The sequence below is a fragment of the Psychroflexus planctonicus genome, assembly GCF_014640195.1.
GTDB classification, from domain to species: domain Bacteria; phylum Bacteroidota; class Bacteroidia; order Flavobacteriales; family Flavobacteriaceae; genus Psychroflexus; species Psychroflexus planctonicus.
Genome location: NZ_BMGM01000003.1, coordinates 308,670 through 318,041, shown reverse-complemented (window position 1 = coordinate 318,041; position 9,372 = coordinate 308,670). Strand labels below are relative to the sequence as shown.

6 protein-coding genes are annotated in these 9,372 nt (G+C 36.4%); 4 read left to right on the top strand and 2 right to left on the bottom strand.

All coding sequences use genetic code 11. The features are described from left to right. Positions 1-470: 470 nt before the first annotated feature. A complete protein-coding gene (ung, locus tag IEV72_RS04925) occupies positions 471-1,142 on the top strand; it encodes a uracil-DNA glycosylase (RefSeq protein WP_188457976.1) in 672 nt (223 codons plus the stop codon). 9 nt (positions 1,143-1,151) lie between these two features. Here the strand turns inward: ung and gap are convergent, their stop codons facing one another. Continuing rightward, the gene (gene gap, locus IEV72_RS04920) at positions 1,152-2,171 is read right to left on the bottom strand and encodes a type I glyceraldehyde-3-phosphate dehydrogenase (RefSeq protein WP_188457975.1); all 1,020 of its coding nucleotides are present in this window, start codon (positions 2,169-2,171) and stop codon (positions 1,152-1,154) included. 11 nt (positions 2,172-2,182) lie between these two features. Next, entirely contained in the window at positions 2,183-3,079 is an 897-nt protein-coding gene (gene lipA / locus IEV72_RS04915; protein ID WP_188457974.1) for a lipoyl synthase, read from the bottom strand. A 244-nt stretch (positions 3,080-3,323) separates the two neighbouring features. Between lipA and glgA the strand changes: the two genes are divergently transcribed. The 3 genes from glgA to IEV72_RS04900 all read left to right on the top strand — a co-directional run bounded on the left by glgA (position 3,324) and on the right by IEV72_RS04900 (position 9,360). Beyond that, entirely contained in the window at positions 3,324-4,529 is a 1,206-nt protein-coding gene (glgA, locus tag IEV72_RS04910; RefSeq protein WP_188457973.1) for a glycogen synthase, read from the top strand. Between the two features lie 2 nt (positions 4,530-4,531). Further along, positions 4,532-5,800: a glucose-1-phosphate adenylyltransferase gene (locus IEV72_RS04905; protein WP_188457972.1), complete on the top strand. Its 1,269-nt coding sequence runs from the start codon at positions 4,532-4,534 to the stop codon at positions 5,798-5,800. A 125-nt stretch (positions 5,801-5,925) separates the two neighbouring features. Continuing rightward, positions 5,926-9,360 (top strand): methylmalonyl-CoA mutase family protein, encoded by a 3,435-nt coding sequence (locus IEV72_RS04900; RefSeq protein WP_188457971.1) that lies wholly within the window; start codon positions 5,926-5,928, stop codon positions 9,358-9,360. Positions 9,361-9,372 lie beyond the last annotated feature (12 nt).

Here is a 9,372-nt window from a genome sequence, read left to right as displayed (position 1 = left end):
AGTTTTACACTACCTATTGAATTATAAAAACCAATTGCACCTCTTCCATTGAGGGAAGAGGCTGGGAGTTGGGTGTTTTTAATTTGAATATACTATTATCCAAAACACCCATCTCTGGTCTTCCCTAAAAAAGGGAAGAAGCCGTTTTGAGTTTAAACTAAAATTATGGTTTTAATTATCATTTTTCATTAAATGAAATTCTTATAATTTCTTGGGAATCAAAATGACTTTTTGTATAGTTTTCTTGTTTTTAGCAATTCTGTAAAGACTTTACTTTTAATGAAGAAAATTAGTTAAAATTTTTCCCTTGGAGGGAAATGCCGAAAGGCAAAGGGTGTTACTAATTATCAAGAAACCCTTCCAGTTTCGTCTTTTGTAAAAAAGTTTCAATTCAACTAAAATCGAAATTCAAATTTGTTGAAAAACCTTCAACTCAACAAATAGCCTTATTTTCGTAGTCAAAAAAAAAAATGGACATTTCAATTGAAGCTTCTTGGAAAAAGATATTGTCTTCAGAATTTGAACAAACTTATTTTCAAGAACTCACTAAAGTGGTAAAAGAAGAATACCAAAATTATACTTGCTACCCGAAGGCACAGGATATTTTTCGTGCTTTTGATGTTTGTCCGTTTTCAGATGTAAAGGTGGTGATTTTAGGTCAAGACCCGTATCATGGGCCTAATCAAGCCAATGGATTGTGTTTTTCGGTTCAAAAAGGAATTGCTTTGCCGCCTTCTTTGGTGAATATTTACAAGGAATTGGTCAATGATGTAAAAATTAGTTTTCCAAGTCATGGCGACTTAGGAAATTGGGCAAATCAGGGCGTGCTTTTACTCAATGCTTTTTTAACGGTACGAGCGCATCAAGCGGCAAGTCACCAAGGCTTGGGTTGGGAGAAATTTACCAATGCAGTTATTCAAAAAATTTCAGCCGAAAATGAAGGAGTTGTTTTTTTACTCTGGGGCGGATTTGCTAAAAAGAAAGCCAAATTAATCGATACGAATAAACACCATGTATTAACTTCGGGACATCCATCGCCTTTGAGCGCAAATCGTGGATATTGGTTTGGAAATAAGCATTTTAGTATGACTAACGATGTATTGAAAGCGCAAGGAAAAACGCCTATCGATTGGCAGGTTTAAAAGCTATAATTATTCATTTTTAGCGCTGTTCATCATTTTCAAAATCAAATCCATGAGTCGGCTGCTGTAACCGCGTTCGTTGTCGTACCAACCGATTAGTTTTACCAAATGTCCGCCGATAACCGATGTCATTTGTGCATCGAAAACACAAGAATGAGAATTTCCTTTGATATCTATGGAAACAATAGGATCTTCAGTGTAAGCTAAAATTCCTTTCAATTCATTTTCAGCCACATTTTTGAATAATTTGTTCACTTCTTCAATAGAAGTTTTACGTTTTACATTTAACGTCATGTCCGTTAACGAACCATTTGGAACGGGAACGCGAATTCCGCAACCGCCGATGACTTCACTTAAATCTGGAAAAATTCTGGTCAATGCTTTGGCTGCTCCTGTCGTGGTGGGCACAATAGATTGACCTGCGGCGCGCGCTCTGCGTAAATCGCGATGAGGTTGATCGTGCAAACTTTGGTCGCTGGTATACGAATGAATGGTAGAAATATAAGCTTGCTCTACCTGAAAAGCTTCATGAATTACTTTTAACATGGGTGCTGCATTGTTGGTGGTACAAGACGCATTGGAAACGATTACATCTGATGGCTCTAAAACTGCATCATTTACCCCAAGCACAATCATTTTAACCGAATCGTCTGTAGAAGGAACACTCAAAATGACTTTTTGAGCACCATTTTTCAAGTGATGTTCTAACTCGGTTTTGGTTTTGAATTTTCCTGTACATTCAACAACTAAATCTACATTGTACTTTTTCCAAGGAATAGCTTCAATAGACTTTTCATTGATTACAGCAAAGGATTGATTTTCAATATGAATGGCATTATTTTCAGCAGAAACTTCTTTGCCAAAATTTCCATGAATGGAATCGTATTTTACCAAATGAGCTAAAGTGGCTGCATCTGCTAAATCGTTGATGACCACCACTTTAATTTGCGGATGGATATAAGCCAAACGAAAAAGGCTTCGGCCAATGCGACCAAAGCCATTAATTCCAATTCGAATTGAATTCGCCATGTATTTTTTACTTAATAAATGTGTTTTTGCGCTTTGTAAGAAGAACGTACCAAAGCAGAACTTTCTACGTGTCTAAAGCCCAATTCAAGTCCAACTTCTTCGTATTTTTTGAATTGGTCGGGTGTAATAAATTCTTTTACCGGTAAATGTTGCTTGCTGGGTTGAAGGTATTGCCCAATAGTAACCACATCGCAATCCACACTACGTAAGTCTTTTAAAGTTTGAATTACTTCTTCTTCATGTTCGCCTAAACCTAGCATAATTCCAGATTTGGTACGGTTGATGCCTTGTTTTTTCAAATAATCCAATACGCCTAAACTGCGGTCATATTTGGCTTGAATGCGCACTTCACGAGTTAATCTTCTCACCGTTTCCATATTGTGTGAAACTACTTCTGGGTTCACTTCAATAATTCGATCGATGTGTCTTTCAATTCCTTGAAAATCGGGAATTAAGGTTTCTAAAGTAGTTTCAGGATTCATTCTACGGATAGCTTTCACGGTTTCCGCCCAAATGATGGAACCCATGTCTTTTAAATCGTCACGATCTACCGAAGTGACCACCGCATGTTTGATGCCCATAATTTTGATAGAACGCGCCACTTTTTCAGGCTCATCCCATTCTACTGTTTCAGGTCTTCCAGTTTTTACACCACAGAATCCACAAGATCGGGTACACACATTTCCTAAAATCATGAAAGTGGCAGTCCCTTCGCCCCAACATTCACCCATATTTGGGCAACTTCCAGATGTGCAAATGGTGTGTAAATCGTATTTATCTACTAATTTTCTTAGGTTTCTATATTTTTCACCGGTAGGTAATTTTACGCGTAACCATTTCGGTTTGCCTTTGCTAACCGTGGTTTTTTTCTTTTCAATTACTTCTGGTGCAAGTGTTGCTGTTGCCATATTAATGAATTGTTATGCAAAGATAGGAAATAATATACGTACAAGATAAGGCAGAGAAATTCTTAATAAGGCTTTAATAAAGTTTTACTAGCAAATAATTCGATGCAGTTCTTTTCAGCTGCTAATATTTACATTTATTTTATGCCTAGAGAACATAATATTAAAACAGAAATATTCTAGTATGCATTTTTTTTCATAAATTTAGAAACCAAATATTTTCAATTCCCAAACCTAAATTACTTAGATGAATGTACTTTTTTTTACTAGAGAATTTCCACCCTATGTATATGGTGGAGCTGGTGTTCATGTTGAATATTTAGCCAAGGAATTAGCTAAATTAATCTCATTGGAAGTCCGCTGTTTTGGCGATCAAAACCAAGAAGATAACCATCTACTTGTTAAAGGATTTGAATTTGAAGGATTAGATTTTACTGCTGCTCCTAAAAATTTACAGTCCGTTTTTAAAACCCTACAAACTTGCATCAATATGAATGCAGTATCTACCGATGTAGATTTGGTTCATTGCCATACGTGGTACGCTCAATTTGCTGGTATTATTGCCAAATTGTGTTATGGAGTTCCTTTGGTAATTACCACACACTCATTAGAACCCATGCGTCCTTGGAAAAGAGAACAATTAGGCAGAGGTTACGATATGTCTTCTTGGATAGAAAAAACAGCTATTGAAATGGCTGATGCAATTATTGCTGTTTCAAAAGGTACCAAGGAAGAAGTCCTAGAACATTTTGATGTAGATGAAGAAAAAGTAAAAGTGATTTACAACGGAATAGATTTAAAGCAATATGTTCCTGTAAAGGAAACGCAAGTTTTAGAAAAATACAACATCAATACTTCTAAACCTTATGTTTTATTTGTAGGTAGAATTACCCGACAAAAAGGAATTATACATTTGGTAAATGCAATTCAATTTATTCATCAAGATACGCAAGTTGTACTTTGTGCTGGAGCTCCAGATACCCCAGAAATTGCAACTGAAATGAAGCAAAGTGTTGAGCAAGTAACCAAGGAAAGAAAAAATGTTATTTGGATTGAAGAAATGTTAGACAAGGAAAGTGTAATTCAGTTATATACACATGCTGCCGTTTTTTGTTGTCCTTCAATTTATGAGCCATTTGGAATCATTAATATTGAAGCCATGGCTTGTGAAACTGCCGTTGTAGCTAGTGCGGTTGGCGGTATAAAAGAAGTGGTAATTCACAATGAAACTGGTTTGTTAATTCCTTTAAAACAACAAAAAGAAGCTCCTTTTGAACCAGAAAACCCAACTCAGTTTTCTAAAGATTTAGCAGCTGGAATCAATACGCTAGTCGAAGATGAAGAATTGAGAAGAAAAATGGCTAAAAATGCTAGAAAAAGAGTAGAAGAAACTTTTGATTGGATGGCTATAGCCCAAGAAGTTAAAACACTTTACGAACAATTAATCAAATAATTATGTACAACGACAAAGTTTTAAACATTATTTTAGGAGGCGGTCAAGGTTCTAGATTATATCCATTAACCGAACAACGTTCAAAACCAGCTGTTCCTATTGCTGGAAAATACAGATTGGTAGATATTCCTATATCCAATTGTATTAATTGTGGTTTAAAACGAATGTATGTACTTACGCAATTCAATTCTGCTTCATTAAATAGACACATCAAAAACACCTACCATTTTAGTTTTTTTAGTGAAGCTTTTGTAGATATTCTTGCAGCTGAGCAAACCATAAATAGCGATAAGTGGTTTCAGGGAACCGCCGATGCAGTTAGACAAAGTATGCATCATTTCTTGAATAACGATTTTGAATATGCATTAATTTTATCAGGAGATCAGCTTTATCAAATGGATTTTAATGAAATGATTAAAAAGCATATCGAATCGAATGCACAAATTTCAATTGCTACTCAGCCAGTAACCGCAAAAGAAGCACCTTCATTTGGAATTCTAAAATCGAATACCGAACAGGAAATTACTTCATTTATAGAAAAACCAGCAATGGACCAATTGGAAGGCTGGAATTCTGAAGTGACACCAGAAATGAAAAACCAAGGACGCGAATATTTAGCATCGATGGGGATTTATATTTTTAACCGTGATGTTTTAATAGACTTAATGAACGATCCTGATACAGTCGATTTTGGTAAAGAAATCATTCCTAGTTCAATAAACAAACATAAAGTAGTAAGTTACCAATATCCAGGATATTGGACAGACATCGGTAACATCGACTCGTTTTTTGAAGCAAACTTGAATTTAACAAACGATTTGCCTGAATTCAATTTGTATGATAAAGAAATGCGAATTTACACCCGAGCAAGAATGTTGCCTACATCTAAAGTTACTGGTAGCGATTTAAAAAATACAGTGATATCTGAAGGTTGTATTATTCATGCTAAAAAAATTGAACGCTCCATAATTGGAATTCGTTCTCGAATAGGAAAAGCTTCAGTTATAACCAATACCTATATGATGGGCTCAGACTATTATGAAACTTTAGAAGAAGTAGAGAAAAAGAAAATAGATATTTTCATGGGAATTGGTGAAAACTGCATCATTAACAATGCCATAATCGATAAAAATTGCCGCATTGGTGATGGTGCTCAAATTATGGGTGGTAACCATTTAGAAAATCAAGAAACAGACAATTATGTTGTAAAAGACGGAATTGTTGTTATTAAAAAAGGAGCTGTAATACCTAAAGGGTTCAAAATAGGTTAGTTCATTTTTAGAATAAGCTTAAAAAGATAGCCCACGATTAATTCGTGGGCTAAATTACATTAAGGTAATTACGAATTTCGTAATTTTACACAGCAAAAATTTTAAAATATCAATTTAGCAACATAATGGAACAACAAAAACCATATATTCCCAAAAATCAAATTAGAATTGTAACCGCTGCATCCTTATTTGATGGTCACGATGCCGCCATTAATGTCATGCGGAGAATTATTCAAACCACTGGCGTTGAAGTGATTCATTTGGGCCACGATAGAAGTGTTGAAGAAGTAGTGAATACCGCCATTCAAGAAGATGTGAATGCCATCGCCATGACTTCATACCAAGGTGGACACAACGAATATTTCAAATACATGTTCGATTTGCTTCAAGAAAAAGGAGCAAGCCATATCAAGATTTTTGGTGGTGGTGGAGGCGTAATCCTTACCGAAGAAATTGAAGATTTAATGAAACACGGCATCACAAGAATTTACTCGCCAGACGATGGTCGTGAAATGGGATTGCAAGGAATGATTAATGATTTGGTCAAACAATCTGATTTTCCAACACCAAAACTTGAAGAAGCAGAAAAAACCACGGAAAAACTTCAACAAAAAAATGTAAATACCATTGCGCGTTTAATTTCTTTGGCTGAAAATAGACACGAAGAGTTTAAAGAAATTTTTGATCCCATACAAAAAGCCAGCAAAAATGAAGTTCCTGTATTAGGAATTACTGGAACTGGCGGTTCTGGAAAATCATCTTTGGTAGATGAATTGGTAAGACGATTTTTAGTCGATTTTGAAGACAAACAAATCGGAATTATCTCGGTTGATCCTTCTAAAAGAAAAACAGGTGGTGCTTTGTTAGGCGACAGAATTCGAATGAATGCCATTAACTCACCTCGGGTTTATATGCGTTCGTTAGCTACTCGTCAATCTAATTTAGCACTTTCAAAATACGTGCAGGAAGCCGTTGAAGTTTTAAAAGCTGCCAACTACGATTTAATCATTTTAGAAACCTCAGGAATCGGTCAAAGTGATACCGAAATCTTAGATCATTCGGATGTTTCTTTATATGTAATGACACCTGAATTTGGTGCAGCTACGCAATTAGAGAAAATCGATATGTTAGATTTTGCCGACTTGGTTGCCATCAACAAATTTGATAAACGCGGTGCTAAAGATGCTTTACGTGATGTAAAAAAACAATACCAACGCAATCACCAATTGTGGGATGCTAAGCTTGATTCACTTCCGGTTTATGGAACTATTGCTTCTCAATTCAACGATCCAGGAATGAACATTTTGTACAAACACATCATGGATCAAGTGGCTGAAAAAACCAAAGCTGAACTGAAAAGCAATTACCAAATTACAGATGAAATGTCTGAGAAAATTTTTGTCATTCCACCCGCAAGAACACGTTATCTTTCTGAAATTTCTGAAAACAACAGAAGCTACGATAGCAAAGTAAATCATCAAGTTGAAGTCGCTCAACGATTATATGGAATTTTCAAAACTTTAGAGTCTTCTGCGGAAACGCAATTAGTTTTAGACAAAAACGGAATCGATGAAGAAGCTTTAGCAAATGCTACCAATGAAGATAACCAACAATTAATTAGCTTATTGAAAAAGGAATTCGATCGTGTAAAAATGGATTTGGATCCTTACAATTGGGAGAAAATATTATCATGGGATGCTACAGTAAAACGCTACAAAGATCCGATTTACAGCTTCAAGGTTCGCGATAAAGAGATTAAAATTGAAACCCATACCGAATCGCTTTCACACCAACAAATTCCAAAAATTGCTTTACCCAAATACCAAGCTTGGGGCGATTTACTCAAGTGGTTATTGCAAGAAAATGTGCCTGGCGAGTTTCCATACACCGCTGGTTTATATCCTTTTAAACGAACTGGTGAAGACCCAACTAGAATGTTTGCTGGAGAAGGTGGACCAGAACGGACCAACCGAAGATTTCACTATGTAAGTGCTGGATTACCCGCCAAGCGTTTGTCCACAGCATTCGATTCGGTTACTTTATATGGTAACGACCCAGACCACCGACCAGATATTTACGGAAAAATTGGTAATGCAGGTGTTTCCATCTGCTGTTTAGATGATGCAAAGAAATTGTATTCAGGATTCGATTTGGCGCATCACATGACTTCAGTAAGTATGACCATTAACGGTCCAGCACCTATGCTACTAGGATTTTTCATGAATGCTGCTATCGACCAACAATGCGAAAAATACATCACAGAAAATGGCTTAGAACAAGAAGTGGAAGCTAAAATCAAACAGATTTATAAAGAAAATGGTTTAGAAAGACCCAAATACAATGGCGATTTACCCGAAGGCAACAACGGCTTAGGCTTGATGCTGCTCGGTGTAACTGGCGACTTAGTATTGCCTGCCGAGGTGTATCAAAAAATTAAAATGGATACCATTGCCGTGGTTCGTGGAACCGTACAAGCTGATATTCTAAAAGAAGACCAAGCACAAAACACCTGTATTTTCTCTACCGAATTCGCTTTGCGATTGATGGGTGATGTACAAGAATATTTTATTGAAAATAAAGTAAGAAACTTCTATTCGGTTTCCATTTCGGGTTACCACATTGCTGAAGCAGGTGCCAACCCGATTACACAATTGGCATTAACGCTTTCCAACGGTTTCACTTACGTGGAATATTACTTAAGCCGTGGAATGGATATTAACAAATTTGGTCCTAACTTAAGTTTCTTCTTCTCCAACGGAATCGATCCTGAATATGCCGTAATTGGTAGAGTTGCCAGAAGAATTTGGGCGAAAGCCATGCGCGATAAGTATGGAGCCAATCCACGAGCACAAATGTTGAAATACCACATTCAAACTTCGGGTCGCTCGTTACATGCTCAAGAAATTGACTTCAACGACATCCGAACGACTTTACAAGCTTTGTATGCCATTTACGACAACTGTAATTCATTGCATACCAACGCTTACGATGAAGCCATTACCACACCTACAGAAGAATCGGTAAGACGTGCTATGGCAATTCAGTTGATTATCAACAAAGAATTAGGTTTAGCGAAGAATGAAAATCCAATTCAAGGTGCGTTTATTATTGAAGAGTTAACCGATTTAGTTGAAGAAGCCGTTTTAACCGAATTCGATCGTTTAACTGAACGTGGCGGCGTTTTAGGCGCAATGGAAACCATGTACCAACGAAGCAAAATTCAAGAAGAAAGTTTGCATTACGAAACCTTGAAGCATACGGGTGAATTCCCAATTATCGGTGTGAATACGTTTTTGAGTTCTAAAGGCTCGCCAACGGTAAAACCAAGAGAAGTAATTCGTGCAACCGAAGAAGAAAAAGAATTCCAAATCAATACGTTAAATAAGCTTCACACAGCTTACAAAAACAAAGCCAGCAAGTATTTAGGTGAAGTACAAGATGCAGCCATCAACAACAGAAATATGTTCGCTGAATTGATGGAAGCCACCAAATATTGTTCTTTAGGTCAGATTACTGAAGCTTTATTTGAAGTAGGCGGTCAGTATAGACGGAATATGTAAACATTTCATAGC